The 19,580-nt window shown below is 70.5% G+C and carries 17 protein-coding genes; 10 read left to right on the top strand and 7 right to left on the bottom strand.

The features are described from left to right. The first annotated feature begins 45 nt into the window (after positions 1–45). A complete protein-coding gene (locus tag IU450_RS06935) occupies positions 46–1,014 on the top strand; it encodes a DUF389 domain-containing protein (RefSeq protein WP_195148952.1) in 969 nt (322 codons plus the stop codon). Between the two features lie 7 nt (positions 1,015–1,021). Here the strand turns inward: IU450_RS06935 and IU450_RS06930 are convergent, their stop codons facing one another. After that, positions 1,022–1,987 (bottom strand): hypothetical protein, encoded by a 966-nt coding sequence (locus IU450_RS06930; protein WP_195148951.1) that lies wholly within the window; start codon positions 1,985–1,987, stop codon positions 1,022–1,024. A 190-nt stretch (positions 1,988–2,177) separates the two neighbouring features. Between IU450_RS06930 and IU450_RS06925 the strand changes: the two genes are divergently transcribed. Then, a complete protein-coding gene (locus IU450_RS06925; protein ID WP_195148950.1) occupies positions 2,178–3,347 on the top strand; it encodes a phosphotransferase family protein in 1,170 nt (389 codons plus the stop codon). Between the two features lie 365 nt (positions 3,348–3,712). After that, positions 3,713–3,958 carry a hypothetical protein gene (locus IU450_RS06920; protein WP_195148949.1) on the top strand — a complete coding sequence of 82 codons (246 nt, stop codon included), beginning with the start codon at positions 3,713–3,715 and terminating at the stop codon, positions 3,956–3,958. A 13-nt stretch (positions 3,959–3,971) separates the two neighbouring features. Here the strand turns inward: IU450_RS06920 and IU450_RS06915 are convergent, their stop codons facing one another. Further along, complete coding sequence (locus IU450_RS06915) at positions 3,972–5,627, bottom strand: alkaline phosphatase D family protein (RefSeq protein ID WP_324197571.1); 1,656 nt, start codon at positions 5,625–5,627, stop codon at positions 3,972–3,974. A gap of 138 nt (positions 5,628–5,765) precedes the next feature. On the opposite strand from IU450_RS06915, the gene IU450_RS06910 reads away from it, so the two are divergent. The 6 genes from IU450_RS06910 (at position 5,766) to IU450_RS06885 (ending at position 13,248) form a co-directional block, all read left to right on the top strand. Then, complete coding sequence (locus tag IU450_RS06910) at positions 5,766–7,109, top strand: replication-associated recombination protein A (protein ID WP_195148947.1); 1,344 nt, start codon at positions 5,766–5,768, stop codon at positions 7,107–7,109. A 95-nt stretch (positions 7,110–7,204) separates the two neighbouring features. Beyond that, the gene (alaS, locus tag IU450_RS06905) at positions 7,205–9,874 is read left to right on the top strand and encodes an alanine--tRNA ligase (RefSeq protein ID WP_195148946.1); all 2,670 of its coding nucleotides are present in this window, start codon (positions 7,205–7,207) and stop codon (positions 9,872–9,874) included. Then, positions 9,874–10,437: a Holliday junction resolvase RuvX gene (ruvX, locus tag IU450_RS06900; protein WP_195148945.1), complete on the top strand. Its 564-nt coding sequence runs from the start codon at positions 9,874–9,876 to the stop codon at positions 10,435–10,437. Before alaS ends, ruvX begins: the two co-directional genes overlap by 1 nt. After that, positions 10,434–11,924 carry an endolytic transglycosylase MltG gene (locus IU450_RS06895; RefSeq protein ID WP_195148944.1) on the top strand — a complete coding sequence of 497 codons (1,491 nt, stop codon included), beginning with the start codon at positions 10,434–10,436 and terminating at the stop codon, positions 11,922–11,924. Before ruvX ends, IU450_RS06895 begins: the two co-directional genes overlap by 4 nt. Further along, complete coding sequence (locus IU450_RS06890) at positions 11,914–12,741, top strand: shikimate dehydrogenase (protein WP_195148943.1); 828 nt, start codon at positions 11,914–11,916, stop codon at positions 12,739–12,741. The genes IU450_RS06895 and IU450_RS06890 overlap by 11 nt, the downstream gene beginning before the upstream one ends. Before the next feature lie 48 nt (positions 12,742–12,789). Further along, entirely contained in the window at positions 12,790–13,248 is a 459-nt protein-coding gene (locus IU450_RS06885) for a B-4DMT family transporter (RefSeq protein ID WP_195148942.1), read from the top strand. A 117-nt stretch (positions 13,249–13,365) separates the two neighbouring features. Here IU450_RS06885 and aroB read toward each other — a convergent pair whose 3' ends face one another. The 5 genes from aroB to IU450_RS06860 form a co-directional block, all read right to left on the bottom strand. Further along, positions 13,366–14,487: a 3-dehydroquinate synthase gene (gene aroB / locus IU450_RS06880; RefSeq protein WP_195148941.1), complete on the bottom strand. Its 1,122-nt coding sequence runs from the start codon at positions 14,485–14,487 to the stop codon at positions 13,366–13,368. After that, a complete protein-coding gene (locus tag IU450_RS41265; protein ID WP_195148940.1) occupies positions 14,484–15,365 on the bottom strand; it encodes a shikimate kinase in 882 nt (293 codons plus the stop codon). The genes aroB and IU450_RS41265 overlap by 4 nt, the downstream gene beginning before the upstream one ends. Then, positions 15,362–16,570 (bottom strand): chorismate synthase, encoded by a 1,209-nt coding sequence (gene aroC, locus IU450_RS06870; protein ID WP_195149559.1) that lies wholly within the window; start codon positions 16,568–16,570, stop codon positions 15,362–15,364. The genes IU450_RS41265 and aroC overlap by 4 nt, the downstream gene beginning before the upstream one ends. A 98-nt stretch (positions 16,571–16,668) precedes the next feature. Then, a complete protein-coding gene (locus IU450_RS06865; RefSeq protein WP_195148939.1) occupies positions 16,669–17,550 on the bottom strand; it encodes a universal stress protein in 882 nt (293 codons plus the stop codon). Positions 17,551–17,755: 205 nt separating this feature from the next. Next, positions 17,756–18,223 carry a prepilin peptidase gene (locus tag IU450_RS06860; protein WP_195148938.1) on the bottom strand — a complete coding sequence of 156 codons (468 nt, stop codon included), beginning with the start codon at positions 18,221–18,223 and terminating at the stop codon, positions 17,756–17,758. Positions 18,224–18,446: 223 nt separating this feature from the next. On the opposite strand from IU450_RS06860, the gene IU450_RS06855 reads away from it, so the two are divergent. Next, positions 18,447–19,574 carry a M24 family metallopeptidase gene (locus tag IU450_RS06855; RefSeq protein WP_195148937.1) on the top strand — a complete coding sequence of 376 codons (1,128 nt, stop codon included), beginning with the start codon at positions 18,447–18,449 and terminating at the stop codon, positions 19,572–19,574. Positions 19,575–19,580 lie beyond the last annotated feature (6 nt).

Here is a 19,580-nt window from a genome sequence, read left to right as displayed (position 1 = left end):
TCAGCCGCGTCCCTGCTGGAGGACGCCGACCGCGAGGGAAATCCGTTGCTGCACTTGCGCATGATCAGCCCGCCGGAGATCACCGACGCGGCGCTCGAGGTGCTCGCCGCCGATCCCGGGGTCACGCACGTGACCCTGGCACGCGGCGTCGCGCTGGAGCCGGAGGGCGATCTCGTGCAGGCGGACGTGGCTCGCGAGGCCGCCAACGACGTCCTCGACGACCTGACCGCGCTGGGCATCTGCCGGTCCGGCGGTATGACACTCACACCGGTCGAGACGGTTCTGTCGGACGCGGGCGAGCGTGCGGTGCACGAGGCGCCCGGTGAGCCGAGCGACGCGGTGGTATGGGAGGAACTGCTCGCGCAGACCCACGAGGAGTCGAGCCTCAGCGCGGCGTTCCTGGCGTTCCTCACGATCGCCTGCCTGCTCGCCGCCGTCGGGGTCGCGACCGATTCGCCGGTGACCGTCGTCGGCGCCATGGTCGTCGGCCCGGAATTCGGGCCGCTGGCCGCCTTCGCTGTCGCGGTGGTGCGCAGGGACTTTCAGCTGGCCCGGCGGTCGGCGACGGCGCTCGCGGTCGGTTTCCCGGTGGCGATGGTCGTCACGCTGCTGGCGACGGTGGCGTGGCGGCAGGTCGGCTGGATCACCATCGATGGGGTGTCGAGCATCGATGAGGTCGACTTCATCTACCAGGTCGGGCCGTTCTCACTGGTCGTCGCACTACTGGCGGGCGCGGCGGGCATGCTGTCGCTGGTGACCGCGAAATCGGCCGCGCTGGTCGGGGTGTTCATCTCGGTGACGACCGTGCCCGCGGCCGGGTTCGCCGTCGTCGCCGCGACTTTGGGGGAGTGGCGGGTGGCGTTTCTGTCCGCGGGGCAGCTGGCCGTGAACATGGCAGGCATCGTGGTGGCCGGGATCGTGGTACTCGCCCTCCGACCTCGCGCGGGCAGCGAGGCCGGACCGGTGGGGCGACTCGAGCGGTGGCTCGGCATACGCCCTCGGATCGGCGGATGACCGCGCTTCAGTACGCGGCGACGGTGCCGCCGGTGAGCGTGCGATAGGCGTAGGTCACCGCGATGGCGGCGACCGGGCCCGCGATCAGCAGGCCGAACCCGCACAGCAGGAGGCCGAGGAAGGTCACCACCAGCACCGCCAGCGCGAGCAGCAGTACCTGCCAGGCGTTGGCGACCACCAGCGTGAAGCTGGACTTCAGCGCCTCGAACGGACCCTGGTCCTGGTCGACCACGAAATGCAGCGAGAACATGCACAGCCAGCCGGCGATCAGACCGGGGACCAGGCAGATCGCCGAGCCGATGAAGGTCAGTGTGAACGCCAGCAGCGCGGTGAGCAGCACGTTGCCCGCGTTCACGAAGCGGAAGTAGGCGCCGAACGGCGGGGGCGTGCCGTCGGCCTCGTACAGCGCGCCGCGCACCATGGCCGCCTGCAGCAGCCAGATCGCGGCCATGACCGCCAGGAAGATGAGCAGCAGGGGCAGCATCGTCGTCGGGTCGGCGAGTTGCACGACGAGCAGGAACGCCAGGTAGATGACCAGGCCCACCGCGGTCACCCCGGCCCACGGCCCCGGATTGGCCCGGAATCTCGCCCAGCCGTAGCTGAGCGCCTGACCGACGTCCAGCGAGCTCGACCCCACGTGGACCTGCTGGTAGCCGTAGACCGGCGCCTGCGCCGGGCCGGGCGGCGCCCACCCCGGCCCGGTGCCCTGCGGGCCGTAGCTGGGGTGCGGGGCGCCCACCGGCGGGGGCGGCTCCAGCGGTTCGTTGCCGTAGTGCGCCGCCCCTGGGCCCTCGAACTGCGGATATCCGGACGAACCCGCCATCTCGTGGCGGGGATGGCCGGTCCCGGGACCGGGAGCCTGCGGATGCGGGCTCTCGTGTCGGCCCGGCTGTGGCGCGAAGCGTTCGTCGTCGTTCGGGGAGGAAGCGCCGCCAGCTGATGGTTTGGGTGCGGGGGGCGGGGTTTCGGTCATGCGTAGACCTTTCCACTCAACTGGTTTGCGGTGTGGCGCATGGCAGTTGACGATGAGAAAACCCGACCGTTGTCGAGGTGTCAAGCGACCTGCGGTCGCGCTCCGGCCTCGCCGGAGACACGCCGAGCGACGCGGAAAGGTTGTGTAACCGCTCGCTAGAAGTGACCGGATGCGAGTAGCTTGAATGGCGATGACCGCACTATTGGCCGAACGCGCCGCCGAAGTCGTGTCCGCAGCGCAACAGTTGCTCACAAAGCGAATGGGTGCTCCGGTAAAGCTGAGCGATCCGATCGAACTCAGCGGTAGTGGTAGGACGACGGTCCTACGTGTGCGTGTAGCGGAGAACGCATTCTCGCTACCGCGAACCCTGATCATCAAGCAGGTTCGCGGAGCCGCCCAGGATCGCCGCACCGGAGGGCTGGCGCCCGGGGTGGCCAGCATCGACTCCGCTTTCCTCCGCGAGGCGGTGTCCTACCAGTTCACCACCGCCCTGAGCCGGGAGCACCGGCCGGGTGCGTACCTGATCGCGCACAGCCTCCCCGACCGTCTGCTGATCCTCAGCGACCTCGGCGAGAACTCGCTGCTGACCGCCGTGCTGCGGTCGGGCTCCGAGACCGCGGCTCGCAACGCCCTGATGGCATTCGCCCAGGCGCTGGGCCGGATGCACGCCGCCACCGTCGGGCGCGAGGCGGACTTCGTCGCGCTGCTGCGCCGGGTGGACGTGGTGCACCGGGTGGACGGGATCGCGCAGCAGGCCGAGTCGGCGATCGCCGAGGTGCCCGGACTGCTGCAGCGCGAACTGGGCATCGAGGTGCCCGGCGAGATCGCCGAGCGGATCGTGCGGGGCAATCGGCTGTACTCCGCGGGTCGTTTCCGGGCGTTCAGCCCCTCGGACCTCTGCCCGGACAATGTGATCTTGAACGAGGAGGGCGCGCGCTTCCTCGACTACGAGTGGGGCGGGTTCCGCGACGCCACCCTGGACATCGCCTACGCCCTGGTGTCCTTCCCCGGTTGCCTGTGCGATGTCGAGCTCTCCCGCGAACGTGCCAAGCAGATGGTGGAGGCGTGGCGCGCGGAGGTCGTCGGCGTATGGCCCGCGCTGGCCGACGACGAGCAGCTCGACGAACGCATTCTGGAAGCCAGGCTGATCTGGGTCTGGCTGTCCACCTACTGGTTCCTGCCCGCCGACCACACGCGCATCGCGGCCGCCAGGGAGCACGGGCTGTCGGTGCCGCGCTCGGCTGCGCTGATCAATCGCTGGGCCGCGCTCGCCGAAGACGCGCGGTGCACGGGGGACGACATCGTGGGCGATTTCGCCGAGGACGTGTCGGCGATGCTGGAAGAGCGCTGGTCGGAGTAGGTCTTCCGGGGGGAGAGCGTCGGCCGGGCTCGGCCACGACGAATCCGGCTTCGCGGCGTGCGTACCGACCGCCGAGCGTCGTTTCCGGCGGCCTTCGCTGAACCGCGAGGTGGTTCCGTGAACCCGCCGCGCCGCGTTGCGAGCGAGGAGCCGGAGAGCGGATCGCCGCTGGGCGATCGAACGTCGGTAGCCGATCGGCGCCACCGAGACGGTCGCAGCGCCGGACATGCCATCGCGTTGCTCGCGGCCCTCCGGCAACCCCCAGCCGAAACGCCGGATGCGAATTCCTCTGCGCGCGAGGCACAATGGCAGGTTCGGAGCGCTCGGTCGAAGCGAGAGCGGGCGCGGGGAAGAGGGAGTACCGGGTGGGTTACCTACTGCTCGTCGTGTTCGCGATCGGTCTCGTCGCCGCTGTGCTCGGCGTCGTGATCGTGCGACGGAACAAGGCCCGCGGCCGGATCGGCGAAGACACGACTACTCGCGCCCGCGCGGCCGGGGCCCAGCTCAGCAAAGAGGCCCGCGGTCGGCAGTGGCGCAAGGGTAAATCGAACAACTACTCCGCAGGAGGCGGCGGATGCGGAGGCGCCGGGGGGTGCGCCGGCGGGGAGTGATCTCCCGCGTCGGTCAGCCGAGCGGGACCTGCCGCGGCTCGATCCGGCCCCCGGAACGGACCGCGAACGAAGCGCCGTGACGCACACCGGAATTCGGGTCGGCCACGTTCAGCAGGTAGTACCAGTCCATCTGCGCCTGGTCCGTAGTGACCTCCAGGACGCCGTAGCCGTGCGAATCCAGTTCCACGTAGCGCAGATGCCGGTTGACCGTCGCGAGCGATGCGGCCAGCGGCGCCGAGTTCGCCCGGAGCAGGTCGCCGATACTGGTCGAGGTCACCGATGGCACCACGAACTCGGCGCCCGCCGTCGGCCCGCCCGGATAGTGCGCCGCGTCCACCGGGAGATCCGCGGCCCACGAGGAGTGGATGTCGCCGGTCAGGAACAGCACGTCGGAAATCTGCTGGTCGAGGATGGTGCGGAACAGGCGGGCGCGGTCGGCGGTGTAGCCGTCCCACTGGTCGCCGTTCAGCGACGGGCCGGCCTGCGGGACGCCCACGGTGCTGGTGATCGCCGCCGTGGTGGCGGGCTCCAGCGGCGGGAAGGCCAGCGGAGCGATCATCACCGAGTTGCCCACCAGCTTCCACCGCACCGGCGCCGACGCCAGGCCCGCGGTCAGCCACTCCATCTGGGCCTTGCCGGTGAGGGTGCGCGCCGGATCGTCGGTCTCCCGCCAGTTCGCTCCCGGCTTCGCCTCCCGGTCGCGGTAGCTGCGCAGATCGAGCATGGCGAGTTCGGCCAAGGTGCCGAAGCGCAGCCTGCGGTAGATCCGCGCGTCCGCGCCGGACCCGGACGCGCGGACCGGCATCCATTCCAGGTAGGCCCGAGCGGAGGCGGCGCGCCGGTCGGTCCAGTCGCCCTCGGCGGCGGGGTCGTGGTTGTTCGCGCCGCCGGACCAGGAATTGTCGGCGGATTCGTGGTCGTCCCAGGTGCAGATGAACGGCAGTGTGGCGTGCAGGCCGAGCAGATCCGGGTCGGTCTTGTACTGCGCGTGGCGGATGCGGTAATCGGCCAGGCTCACGATCTCGTCGGCCGGTTCGTGCGGACGCACGGTGCCGTTGCGGCCGCCGTACTTGCCCCGGCCGTATTCGTAGATGTAGTCGCCCAGGTGCACGATCGCGTCCAGGTCGGTGCGGGCGGCCAGGTGGCGGTAGGCGCCGAAGTAGCCCGCCTCCCAGTTCGAGCACGAGACCACGCCGAATCGGAGGCGGTCCGGTGTGTCCGTGGTAGCGGGCGCGGTTTTGGTGCGACCCACCGGGGAGGTCTCGCCGAGGGCGCTGAATCGATAGAAGTACTCCACACCCGGCGCGAGGCCGGAAACGTCGACCTTGACGGTGTGGTCCGAGTCCGCGGCGGCCGTCGCGGTCCCGGATGCGGCGAGCGAGGCGAACCGGTCGTCCGCGGCGATCTCCCAGCGCACGGTCGCCGGGTCGCCCGAGCCCGAGCCCGGGGTGGCGTCGTCGGAGACGGTGACGCGGGTCCAGAGGATCACGCCGTCGGGAAGCGGGTCGCCCGAGGCGACGCCGTGCCGGAAGACCTGGGTGGCGGCTGCCGCGCGTCCGGCGCCCAGTACCGCGGTGGCGGTGGCGGCGGCCGCGGTGCCCGCCAAGAGTGTGCGCCGAGCGAAGCGCGGAACGGACGAGGGATCTGAAACGGTCGCGTTTTCAGTCACGGGTACCGATCCCAACCGAAGTATCGGCGCCACGCAACTCGGCCTGCCCCCGTGCTGGTCGGGACCGCGCCGCCGCCCGTACGGCCCCCGCGGGAGCGGCATGTCGTGCTGTCGGTGCGGCTCGGTAACGTTTTCCGCGTGAGCGATGGTTTGTTCGACGTGCCCGGCGCCGCGGTGCCCCCGGAGCATTCGATCGACACGGTGGTGCGCAGGGACGCGGGTGCGCCACTGGCCGTGCGCATGCGTCCGGCGGCGCTGGAGGAAGTGGTCGGCCAGCAGCATCTGCTCGGTCCCGGCTCGCCGTTGCGCAGGCTGATCGAGGGCTCGGGCGCCGCTTCGGTGCTGCTGTACGGCCCGCCCGGCACGGGCAAGACGACCTTGGCCGCGCTCATCTCGCAGGCCACCGGTCGCCGGTTCGAGGCGCTGTCGGCGCTGTCGGCGGGCGTCAAGGAGGTGCGCGCGGTCATCGACCTGGCCCGGCGCAGGGTGTCGGCGGGCGAGCAGACCGTGCTGTTCATCGACGAGGTGCACCGCTTCTCCAAGATCCAGCAGGACGCCTTGCTCGCCGCGGTGGAGAACCGGATCGTCCTGCTGGTCGGCGCGACCACGGAGAACCCGTCGTTCTCCGTGGTGTCGCCGCTGCTGTCGCGCTCGCTGGTGCTGCAACTGCGCTCGCTGACCGAGGCCGACATCCGCGAGGTGCTCACCCGCGCGATCACCGATCCGCGCGGACTCGCCGGCGCGTACACCGTGACCGAGGCCGCGCTCGACCACATCGTCCGGATCGCGGGCGGCGATGCCCGCCGCGCGCTGACGGCCTTGGAAGCGTCGGCCGAATCCTCGCTCGACGGCACCGTCGACGTGGACCTGGTCGAGGCCAGCGTGGACAAGGCCGCGGTCCGCTACGACCGGGCAGGCGACCAGCACTACGACGTGATCAGCGCGTTCATCAAGTCGATCCGCGGTTCGGACGTCGACGCCGCGCTGCACTACCTGGCCCGCATGCTGAGCGCGGGCGAGGACCCGCGTTTCATCGCCCGCAGGTTGATGATCCACGCGAGCGAGGACATCGGCATGGCCGACCCGACGGCGCTGCAGACCGCGACCGCGGCCGCGCAGGTGGTGCAGCTGGTCGGCCTGCCCGAAGGCCGCCTCGCGCTCGCGCAGGCCACGATCCACCTGGCGACCGCCCCGAAATCCGGCGCGGTCGTGGCCGCGATCGGCGCGGCGATGGCCGACGTCGCGGCGGGCAAGGCGGGCGCGGTGCCGCCGCACCTGCGCGACGGTCATTACCCGGGCGCGGCGGCACTCGGCAACGCCCAGGGCTACAAGTACCCGCACGACGACAAGGACGGCGTGCTCGCCCAGCAGTACCCGCCCGACGAACTGGTCGGTGTCGACTACTACCGGCCCACCGACCACGGCCACGAACGCGAGATCGGCCCCAGAGTCGACAAGCTGCGCCGCATCGTCCGAGGCTGACCGCCGCGGGACCGGTTCGCAGGCCGGTCGCCGGGACGTGCGGGCAGCCCCGGTCGATGAAATTCGCGTGCGCGGCACCGGTAGGCTGGGTATTCGTGCAGACCCACGAGATTCGACGGCGTTTCCTGGACCATTTCCTCCGTGCCGGCCATACCGAGGTGCCGAGTGCCTCGCTGATCCTGGCCGACCCGAACCTGCTGTTCGTCAACGCAGGCATGGTCCAGTTCAAGCCGTACTTCCTGGGTCAGGAAGCGCCGCCCTACCCGCGCGCGACCAGCGTGCAGAAATGCGTGCGGACCGGCGACATCGAAGAGGTCGGCGTCACCACGCGGCACAACACGTTCTTCCAGATGGCGGGCAACTTCTCCTTCGGTGACTACTTCAAGGAGGGGGCGATCACCCTCGCCTGGGAGCTGATCTCCAAGCCGCAGGACGAGGGCGGTTACGGGTTCGATCCCGAGCGGATCTGGGTGACCGTCTACCAGGACGACCCGGAGGCCGCCGAGATCTGGAAGCGGGTCGCGGGCATGCCCGAGGAGCGCATCCAGTTCCGCGACGGCAAGGACAACTACTGGGATATGGGCGTGCCCGGTCCCGGCGGACCCTGCTCGGAGATCTACTACGACCGCGGGCCCGAGCACGGTCGCGACGGTGGGCCGGTCGCCGACGAGGACCGCTACCTCGAGATCTGGAATCTCGTGTTCATGCAGGACGTCCGCGGCGAGCTGAGCCCGAAGCTGGGGCATCCGCCGGTCGGGTCGCTGCCGAAGAAGAACATCGACACCGGTATGGGCGTCGAGCGGATCGCGCTGCTGCTGCAAGGCGTGGACAACGTCTACGAGACCGACCTGCTGCGCCCGATCATCGACAAAGCCGAGGAACTGACCGGGCGCTCCTACAGCGTCCAGCACGAGGACGATGTCCGCTTCCGGGTGATCGCCGACCACGCCCGCACCGCCGCCATGCTGATCGCCGACGGTGTGAACCCCGGCAACGACGGCCGCGGCTACGTGCTGCGCCGCCTGCTGCGCCGCATCGTGCGCTCGGCCCGCCTGCTCGGCGCGGAGAAGCCGGTGATGAGCGAGTTCATGAAGGTCGTCAGCGACCTGATGGCCCCGTCCTATCCGGAGCTGGCCACCGACTTCCGCCGGATCGAGACCGTCGCGGTCGGTGAGGAGACCGCGTTCCTGAAGACGCTGAACACCGGCTCCACGCTGTTCGACAACACCGCCGCCGCGGTCAAGGCCGAGGGCGGCAGCACGATCGCCGGGTCGGACGCCTTCACCCTGCACGACACCTACGGCTTCCCGATCGACCTGACGCTGGAGATGGCGGCCGAGGCCGGGCTGTCGGTCGACGAGGAGGGCTTCCGCTCGCTCATGGCCGAGCAGCGCAAGCGCGCCAAGGAGGACGCCCAGGCCCGCAAGCATGCCCACGCCGACCTCACGATCTACAAGGAACTGGTCGACCGGGGCGCCACCGAGTTCACCGGTTTCGACGAGCTGACCTCCGAGGCCACCGTGCTCGCCCTGATCGCCGACGGGGTACGGGTGCCCGCCGCGACCCTGGGCCAGGACGTCGAGGTCATCCTGGACCGCAGCCCGCTCTACGCCGAGTCCGGCGGCCAGATCGCCGACCGCGGCTCCATCACCGCATCCACGGGCCTGAAGCTGCGGGTCAACGACGTGCAGAAGATCGCCAAGAAGCTGTGGGTGCACAAGACCACCGTGGAGCACGGCCAGGTCACCGAGGGTGATGTCGTGCTCGCCCAGGCCGACCCGGCGTGGCGGCGCGGCGCCACCCAGGGCCATTCCGGCACGCACATGGTGCACGCCGCCCTCCGGCAGGTGCTCGGCCCGAACGCCGTGCAGGCCGGCTCGCTGAACAAGCCGGGCTACCTGCGCTTCGACTTCAACTGGCAGGGCCAGCTGTCCGAGCAGCAGAAGGTCGACATCGAGGCCGTGTCCAACGACGCGGTCGGCGCCGACTTCCCGGTGAACACCTTCGTCACCGACCTGCCGAAGGCCAAGCAGATGGGTGCGCTGGCCTTGTTCGGCGAGAACTACGGCAACGAGGTCCGCGTCGTGGAGATCGGCGGCCCGTTCTCGATGGAACTCTGCGGTGGCACCCACGTGCAGCATTCCTCGCAGATCGGCCCGATCACGGTGCTCGGTGAGTCGTCGGTCGGCTCGGGTGTACGCCGCGTGGAGGCGTTCGTCGGCCTGGACTCCTACAAGTACCTGGCCAAGGAACGTGCCCTGCTGGCCGGTGTCGCCTCCGCGCTGAAGGTGCCCTCCGAGGAGGTGCCCGGTCGCGTCGAGCAGCTGGTGGAGCGGCTCAAGGTGGCCGAGAAAGAGCTCGAGCGCACCAAGATGGCCGCCGTGCTGTCCTCGGCGGGCAAGTTCGTCGAGGAGGCCGAGCGGATCGGCCGCCTGCTGCTGGTCGCCGTGGCCGCGCCCGAGGGCGTGCCCGCGGGCGATCTGCGCACCCTGGCCACCGATATCCGCGGCCGGTTCGGCAGTGAGCCCGCCGTGGTGGTGCTGCTCGGCAACGCCGACGGCAAGGTGCCGTTCGTCGTCGCGGTGAACAAGCCCGCCCAGGAGCTCGGCATCAAGGCGGGCGATCTGGTCGGCAGCTTCGGCCCGAGTATCGCCGGACGCGGCGGCGGCAAGCCGGAGATGGCTCAGGGCGCGGGTTCGGACCCGTCCGGCATTCCGGCGGGCCTGGCCGCGGTCCGCGCGCGGGTGGCCGAACTGGCCGGGTGATGGGCGAGCCCGCGGAACCGGAGAGGTCGGCGCAGCGCGGCGCCGACCGGCCGCATCCCGCTACCGATCCCGGTCGGGGCAGGCGGATCGGCGTCGACGTCGGCAGTGTCCGGATCGGGGTCGCCGCGTGCGATCCCGACGGCATTCTCGCCACGCCGGTGGAGACCGTGCCGCGCGCGAAACAGTCCAGGGGGACGGCTCCCGCACCCGATATCGAAAGAATTGCCGAAATTGTGCGGGAGTACGAGGCAGTCGAGGTAATCGTCGGATTACCGCGAACATTACGCGGGGAGAAGGGGACTGCAGCTACGCTGGCCAGCGCATTCGCTGAGCGATTGCGGGCTGCCGTCGGGCCGGTGCCGGTCCGGCTTTCCGACGAACGTTTGACTACGGTGTCAGCTGCACGTGCATTGCGGGACAGCGGAGTTCGCGCGCGTGGCCAGCGGCAGGTCATCGATCAGGCGGCGGCCGTGTCGATCCTGCAAGGATGGTTGGACGAACGGAGTGCGGTGTTGAGGTCGGTGGAAGCGGGACGTCCTGCGTCGCCCGGGGACGATGCATGACGGATCGGTGGGCGCGGGCCGAGGAACTGTTCCGACAGCGCGAAGCTGATCGGCGTTACCGGAGAGACGACCAGGCCTGGGCCGAACACGACGACGGCGACGATTACTACGACGACGACACGACCGTCATCCCCCGCTACGTCGATGACGAGGAGGAGGAGCCGGCGCCGCCTCCGCCCGCCCCGCGGCGTGGCGGGCAGCGCGCGAGCGCTACACGCGAGCAGACGCCGCGCCGCGCCAAGCGCGTCCGGTCCGAGCGTCCCGAGCGCTCCGGTCGCTCGCAGCGCGGCAAGCGATCCCGGGTCGCCTCGCGCAAAGCCGCCGAGCGCAAGCGGCGCCGCCGGACCATATGGATCGTCGGGGGCGTCCTCGCGCTGCTGTTCAGCGGCGCCGTGGTCTTCGCGGGCATGAAGCTGATCGCGAGTTTCGGCCCGCCGGAGGACTACGCGGGTCCGCCCGGCCCCTTGGTGATCGTGCAAGTGCACGACGGCGACACCTCCACGCAGATCGCGGCGACCATGCACGAGAAGGGCGTCGTCGCGAGCACCGGTGCTTTCATCGAAGCGGCCGTGCGGAATTCGAACATGAGCGCGGTGCAGCCGGGCTTCTACGCGATCCCGAGCCGCAGTCCCGCCGTGGAGGCGGTCTCCGCGCTGGTCGGCAAGCAGTCCAGGGTCGGCAACCTGGTCGTCTCCGAGGGACGGCTGCTGCACGACCAGCACGACATGAGCACCGGCGGGCGGTACGACGGCATCTACCGCAAGATCGCTGAGGCCAGCTGCATCGGCACCGGGCCCAACCAGAAGTGCGTGACCTACGAACAGCTCGACGCCGCGGGCGCGAGCCTGGATCTGGCCGCGCTCGGGGTGCCCGCGTGGGCGATGCAGGGTGTCAAGGATTGCCCGGACCGGACGAGGCAGCTGGAAGGCCTCATCGCCGCGGGCACATGGGATTTCGATCCCAGCGGCACCCCGGAACAGATCCTGCGGCAGTTGGTGAGCGCGAGCGCGAAGAGCTATGAATCCACCGGACTGCTGCAATCCGGGGCCGACACGAAACTGACCCCGTACGAGACGCTGGTCGCCGCCTCGCTGGTGGAACGCGAGGCGAAACCCGAGGACATGGGCAAGGTGGCACGGGTGATCGTGAACCGGCTGCGGGTGGATCAGATGCTGCAATTCGACTCGACGGTGAACTACACCCTGGATCGCACCGAGGTGGCGACCACCGACGCCGACCGTGCTCAGGAAACCGCGTGGAACACCTATGCGATGCGCGGCTTGCCCAGGACCCCGATCGCCGCGCCGTCGTTGAACGCGTTGCGTGCCATGGAGAATCCGGAGGCGGGGCCGTGGCTGTACTTCGTCACCGTCGACAAGCAGGGCACCACCCTGTTCACCGACGACTATCAGGAGCATTTGCGCCTGATCGCACGGGCGCAGCGCAGCGGCATTCTCGACAGCTCCAAGGACAGCGGTGGCCGATAGTCGCAAGGCGGCGGTGCTCGGCAAGCCGATCGAGCACTCGCGATCGCCACAGCTGCACCTGGCCGCGTATCGCGCGCTCGGGCTGAACTGGAGCTACGAGCGCATCGAATGCTCGGCCGAGCAGCTGCCCGGGTTGGTCGACGGGCTCGGGCCGGCATGGGTCGGGCTCTCGGTGACCATGCCCGGCAAGGAAGCGGCATTGGCCTACGCGGACGAGCGCACCGACCGGGCCGTGCTGGTGGGATCGGCCAACACCTTGGTCCGCACCGACTCCGGCTGGCTGGCCGACTGCACCGACGTGGACGGAGTGCTCGGCGCGCTGCGTGGCGGTGGCGTCACCGACCTGACCGAGGGCGTGGTGCTGGGCGCGGGCGGCACCGCGCGGCCCGCCCTGCTGGCGTTGTCGGAGCTGGGCGCGAAGTCGGTCACCGTGGTGGCGCGGGACGCCGGGCGGGCGCGCGGCGCACTCGAACTCGCCGAGCGGCTCGGGATGATCCCGGCACTGGCCGGATTCGATGTCAGAACCTTGGAGGCGATCTGTGCGGCGGCAGGCGCCGTGGTGAGCACCATTCCCGCCACGGCAGCCGCGGTGGTCGCCCCTTCGGTGGCAGCGGCCCCGGTGGTCCTCGACGCGATCTACAACCCCTGGCCCACCCCGCTGGCCGAGGCGGTGGCGCGAGCCGGGCACACGGTGGTGAGCGGGCTGGAGATGTTGCTGAACCAGGCGTACGGGCAGGTCGAGCTGTTCACCGGGCGGCCGGCGCCGCGCGCGGAGATGGCGGCGGCGCTGGACGAGGGGCATCGACCCAAAAATTGATACAAGTTCTAGTTTGGTTCGGCGTGGCGCAGGGTTAGGGTGGTGCGCATGAATGCTTGGGTGTTGCGGGCCATCGTGCTCGGTGCGCTGGTCGTCTTCCTGCGCGCCCTGCTCGGGTTCGCGATGGTGTACTGGCCGACCCACGGGGCGTGGATGCGTGCGCTCGCACTGGTCGTGCTCGTGGCGGCCATCCTGTCCTGGGGTTTCCTGGACGGTCGCAAGGACAGGACGGCCCACCCCGATCCCGAGCGCGGCACCGACCTGACAATGCTGTGGCTGAAGACCGCCGTGGTGGCCGGCGTCGGCAGCGGCCTCGGCGCCTGGTTGCTCGACTGGCTGCCCAGGTTCGACCTCGGGGACAACGGCCTGCTCTTCGAACTCACCGGGGCCGCATCGTTCATCGTCCTGTTGATCTTCATCCCCGCCCTCATCGGCGTCGGCATCGGCCGCGCCCTAGCCGAGCGCGCCGCCACCAAACGGTCCGCCACCGCCCACACCCCCGCCTGACCTGAGCTCGCCGCCCGGACCCCGTGGGTACGCCGCTGACGTAACAGAGAAACGGCGCATCCCGAGAGGGTGCGCCGTTTCTCGTTTGCTCGATCTCAGCGCCGAAGGGCGGTGGCGCTACAGCAGGACCGCGCCGCCGCTGGGGCTGTCCTCCCGGGCGATCGCCGAGTAGGCGGCGGCCAGCAGGGTGGGATCGGGTCCTTCCAGGCGGCCGGGCTTGGCCAGGCCGTCGAGTACGACGAAGCGCAGCACCCCGGAGCGGGTCTTCTTGTCCGTCTGCATGGCGTCCAGCAGTTGGGGCAGCGCGTCGGCGTCGTAGGTGGTCGGCAATCCGACAGCGGACAGGATGGCGCGGTGGCGGTCGGCGGTGGCGTCATCGAGACGGCCCGCGAGACGTCCCAGCTCGGCGGCGAACACCAGTCCGACGGCGACCGCGGCGCCGTGCCGCCACCGGTAGCGTTCCCGCCGCTCGATGGCGTGGCCGAGGGTGTGGCCGTAGTTGAGGATCTCGCGGAGGCTCGACTCCTTCAGATCGGCGGCGACGACGTCGGCTTTCACTTGGATCGCGCGGCGGATCAGCTCGGGCAGCACGTCGCCGGTCGGGTCGAGGGCGGCCTCCGGGTCACGCTCCACCAGGTCCAGGATCACCGGGTCGGCGATGAAGCCTGCCTTGATGATCTCGGCCATGCCCGCGACGATCTCGTTGCGCGGCACCGTTTCCAGGGTGGCCAGGTCGACCAGCACGGCGGCGGGTTCGTGGAAGCAGCCGACCAGGTTCTTGCCCGCCTCAGTGTTGATGCCGGTCTTGCCGCCGACCGCCGCGTCGACCATGGCGAGCAGCGTGGTGGGCACGTGCACGATGCGCACGCCGCGCATCCAGGTGGCGGCGACGAACCCGGCCAGGTCGGTCGCCGCCCCGCCGCCGAGACTGACCACGACGTCGTTGCGGGTCAGGCCGATGCGCCCGAGCACCTCCCAGCAGAACCCGGCGACGGCCAGGTCCTTGCCCGCTTCGGCGTCCGGGATCTCGACGCGGTGTGCGTCGATGCCGGTGTCGGCCAGCGCCTTCCGCACCACTTCGGCGGTCTCGGTGAGCGGCGGCTGGTGGAAGATGGCCACGGTGCGCACGCCTTTGGTCGCGCCGCTGACCGACTCGACGAGTTCACCGAGCAACCCGCGGCCGATGATCACCGGGTACGGGTCGGCGGTCCGGACTTCGAGACGACTCGGCTCTGTCACGTGGCTTGCTCCGATTCTGTTGATGCTGTTGTCGACTGCTGACGTGCCCGGGAGCGGGCACGGCGGGAGCGGGCGCGCCTGGATCGGCTGCCCGCGGCCTCACTGCTGCCCGCTCCGGTCGCGGCGTCGGGTTCGCTGGTGACGCTCCTGCGGGTGCGGCGGGATCGCACGGCCGCGACCGCGGATTCCGGCGCGGGATCGGCGGCGGTGTCGTTGGGCTCGCCCTGATCGGCGTCCTTGCGCCGGGACGTGGCCCTGGCTCGGGCGCGACGGCGGGCCCGGGATCGGCTGCTGCCCTGCGGGATTCCGCTGGGCGGTGGCCGGAGGTCCGCCTCGGCGCGCTCCGCGGGCTCCATCCCGAGCCTGGTCATGATCATCCGCACCACCCGGCCCGGGCTGCGACCGTCGGTGCGGACCCGGACGGTGGCCACCTCCCGGTAGAGCGGGCGGCGGGTGCGCATCAGCTCCCGGTACTTCGCGCCCGGGTCCGCGCCGTTGAGCAGGGGCCGCTGGGTGCTCGCCCCGGTGCGCCGAAGGCCCTCGGCCACACTGATCTCCAGGTAGACGACGGTGCGGTTGCGCAGAAGGGCCCTGGTGTTCTCCGACAGCACGGCGCCGCCACCGAGCGAGACGACGCCACGCTCGGCGAGCACGGCGCGGCGCACCACCCGCTCCTCGATTCTGCGGAACTCGGGCTCACCGTCTTCGGCGAAGATCTCCGGGATCGTGCGACCGGTCTCCCGCTCGATGCCTGCGTCGGTGTCGTACAACTCGACACCGAGTTCCCTGGCGAGCTTGCGGCCGATCGTGGATTTCCCCGCCCCGGGCGGTCCGACCAGCACCACGCGCGGGGCGCGCGGATCGGTCTGCACGATCATTGCGACCGACTGTCCGCGGGCACGTGAGGACGGGTGCTGATGCGCTTGACGTAGCTGGTGATGTTCTCGACCGTCTCGGTGATCGAGTCGCCGCCGAACTTCTCCAGCGCGGCCTGCGCGACGACCAGCGCCACCATGGATTCGGCCACCACGCCCGCGGCGGGCACGGCGCATACGTCCGAGCGCTGATGGATGGCCACGGCCTCGCCACCGGTGGTCATGTCGACGGTGGACAGCGCGCGCGGCACGGTGGAGATCGGCTTCATCGCCGCGCGCACGCGCAGCGCCTCGCCGTTGGTCATGCCGCCCTCCAGGCCGCCCGCGCGGTTGGTGGAGCGCAGCACGCCGTCGGGGCCGGGCCGCATCTCGTCGTGCGCCTGGCTGCCGCGGCGTCGCGCGGTCTCGAAGCCGTCGCCGACCTCGACGCCCTTGATGGCCTGGATTCCCATGAGGGCGGCCGCGAGCCGCGAGTCCAGCCGGTTCTCGCCGCTGGTGAACGAGCCGAGACCGACCGGAAGCCCATCGACGACCACCTCGACCACGCCACCGAGAGTGTCGCCGTCCTTCTTGGCCGCCTCGATCTCCGCGATCATCGCGGCTTCGGCGTCCTTGTCGAACGCCCGCACCGGGCTCTCGTCCACCACAGCGAGGTCGGCCGCGGTCGGCACGATGCCCGAGGTGTTCTGCGCCGTGCCGATCGAGACCACGTGCGAGACGACCTCCGCCCCGAACGCCTGGCGCAGGAAATTGCGCGCGACGGTGCCCGCCGCGACGCGGGCGGCGGTTTCCCTGGCGCTGGCCCGCTCGAGCACGTTGCGGGCGTCGTCGAAGTTGTACTTGAGCATGCCGGAGTAGTCCGCGTGCCCGGGCCGGGGCCGGGTCAACGGGGCGTTGCGGGCCAGCTCGGCGAGTTCGGCCGGATCGACCGGGTCGGCGGACATCACGGTGGTCCATTTCGGCCACTCGGAGTTGGCCACCTCGATGGCGACCGGACCGCCCATGGTCCGTCCGTGCCGTACGCCGCCGACGACGGTGACCTTGTCGGCCTCGAACTTCATCCGCGCGCCGCGGCCGTATCCCAGCCTGCGGCGGGCCAGCTGCGTGGAGATCTCGTCCGACGTCACCTCGACGCCTGCCACCATCCCTTCGAGGATGGCGACGAGAGCGGGACCATGGGATTCTCCGGCAGTTATCCAACGCAGCACGCCGTTCATCTTCCCATGTCGACGCCGGTGCTCGGGAATGCGGCCCGCCGTGATCACGCGCACGCACGGGGCGGACCGGATGCCACCGGTCCAGGTGCTCAGCGTGCTATCACGATGGGGCGGTCCACCGACCGCAGCAGCGCGTCGCCGACCGACCCGAACAGCAGGCGGCCCAAAGTTCCTCGGCCGCGGTTGCCCACCACGAGCAGTTGCCCGTCGCGGGAGCGTTCGAGCAGCCGCCGCTCCGGACGGTCCCGGACCACCTCGCGCCGGATGGTGACCTCGGGGTACTGCTCCTGCCAGCCGGCCAGGCTCGTGGCCAGCAGCGCTTCCTCGGTGCGGCGCAGCGCGGCCCAGTCGGTGCCGATCGCGGCCAGCGGCTCGACCTCGCCCCAGGTGTGCACGGCCACCAGCTCGACCCCGCGCAGCGACGCCTCGGTGGCCGCCACCTCGATGGCGGCTTGCTCGGCGGTGGAGCCGTCGACCCCGACGATCACCGGGCCGGTGCTCGTCCGGTCCCACAGCCGTGTCTCGGCGGGCACCACCGCGACGGGGCAGTCCGCCTCCCTGGCGACGGCGGTGCTGACCGATCCGAGCAGGACACGCTGAACACGGCCGATGCCGCGGGTGCCCACCACGAGCATGGCCGCGCTGCGGGAGCGCTCGATCAGGGCGGTGGCGATGTGCGCGGTGCGGATCTCGGTGCCGATGGCGATGTCGCGCACCGCATGTGCGGCCGCTACGGCAGCCTCCGCGGCGCGCTCGATCGCCTCGTCCGCCTCGCGCACCCGCAGCAATGCCGCCGGACGCGGCGGATCGTCGTCGTCGGAGCCGAGCGAGGACTCGACGACGAGCGAGATGTGCAGTGGCGCGTCGTGCAGCGCGGCGGTCTGCGCCGCCCAGCGCACCGCGACGACCGACTGGGCGGAACCGTCGGTTCCCACCACGATCGGTTTCCGCGACGGATGCCTCGGATTCACTCGGCGGCTCCTTCTCGACCTGCATCGCTGGCATGGCGCACTCGAGCGGCAACTCACGCGCGCTGCCGCGTTCCCGGTACAGATCCGGCGGCAGCCCGGAAGGTCGTTGCCCGCGGTAATGCTACCGATGGATTGCGGATGATTTGCTGGCTTCGCGATCCGGTCCAGCCGCCCGCTGAGGGGTCTTCGGCCCGGACCGTCGAACTCAGGTCGAGTCCAGGGCCGCCCACAACAAGGCGAGCAGCGTCGCAGAGCACATCGCGGGCCCGTGTGGCACGGTGACCGCGCTGTCGCCGCGGACGGCGGCGGTCGACGCGCGGTGGCGGGCCAGAACGCCGGCCGCGAGACAGGCCGTGAGCGCCGGTGCCCCGATCGCCGCCCATACCCACGTCCGAGCGCCGCCGAGCGCGGCCGCCGCTCCCAGCGTCACCGCGAGCTTGACATCGCCCGCGCCCAGCGCGGCAGGCGCGAGGAGGTGCACCAGCAGGTACGGCGCCGACAGCAGCAGTGCGCCAAGCAGTGCGACAGTGAATTGCTTTGTGGCCAGGGCATATCCGAGAACGGCCAGAACACCCGAACCGGTCAAACCGTTCGGTAGGCGCCGTTCGCGCACGTCGGACACCGTCAGTGCCGCGCACCACACGGCGAGCGCGACGTAGGCGAGAGGAGTCATGTCCCCACCTTCGTCCGGTCGCGGCGCGAAACAGCCGCGCAGGCCCGGAATGTGCGCAACATGGGCGAATGTGAACAGGTGCATGGTCAGCCTTGGCGCCAAAGGCGACAAGCATTGGGCGCCAGCGGTTTTCGACTATCCGAGGACGCTTCGATCCCGGCCGACGGCATGCTGAACACGTGTTGCCCGACCGCCCGCGGTGTGTCGGCGGTAGTTTTGACACATGTGTGCTGATCACCCAGGTCATGTGCCGGACTACGCGGCGCGGCGTGGCGCGCTGCGCAGCCTGCTGGTGGAGAACAGGGTGGATGCCCTGCTGGTCACCGATCTGGTGAACATCAGATATCTGACCGGGTTCACCGGCTCCAACGCGGCGCTGCTGGTGCACTCCTGGGACACGCGCACCGCCGAGGACCGGACCGTGATCGGCACCGACGGCCGGTATCGGACCCAGATCGCCGAGCAGGCTCCCGACCTGCGGGCGGAGATCGCGCGGGCCACCACGCGGCGCATCGTGCAACTGGCCGGGGAGTGGCAGCTCGGCCGGGTGGGCTTCGAAAGCCATGTCGTCACCGTCGACCAGCACCGCGGCTTCCTCGAACAGCGCACCGGCCTGGAGTTCGTCGCGTCACCCGGGCTGGTCGAGCAGTTGCGCATGGTCAAGGACGCCTACGAGGTGGAGCGGTTGCGCGCGGCCTGCGCGGCGGGCGACGCGGGCCTTGCCGCGCTGCTGGAGCGAGGTGGACTGCGACCCGGCCGCACCGAGCGTCAGGTGGCCAGGGATCTGGAATGGGCCATGTTCGAACACGGCGCCGAAGCGGTGTCGTTCGAGACCATCGTGGCGACCGGCGCGAATTCGGCTGTACCGCATCACCGCCCGACCGACGCCGTGCTGGCCGCGGGCGATTTCGTCAAGCTGGACTTCGGCGCGGTGGTCGGCGGCTACCACTCCGACATGACCCGCACTTTCGTGCTCGGCGCGCCGACCGACTGGCAGCGCGAGGTGTACGAGCTGGTCGCCGCAGCGCAGCGGGCCGGGTGTGCGGCGTTGCGACCAGGGGTTCCGGTGGCCGACGTGGACGCCGCGTCGCGGGCGGTGATCGAGGCCGCCGGACACGGCAAATTGTTCGTGCACGGTCTCGGCCACGGGGTGGGTCTGCAGATCCACGAAGCGCCCGGAATCGCGAAAACCGGAACCGGTACACTTCTGACTGGCGTGGCGGTGACCGTCGAACCAGGTGTGTACTTTCCCGGCCGCGGCGGGGTCCGGATCGAGGACACGCTCGTGGTGCGCGAAGGGGGCCCGGAGCTGCTCACCCACACCAGCAAAGACCTGACCGTCGTCGACTGACGCCGG

The organism is Nocardia abscessus (assembly GCF_015477775.1).
Lineage (GTDB): Bacteria > Actinomycetota > Actinomycetes > Mycobacteriales > Mycobacteriaceae > Nocardia > Nocardia abscessus_A.
This window is presented reverse-complemented; position numbering and strand designations above follow the sequence as displayed.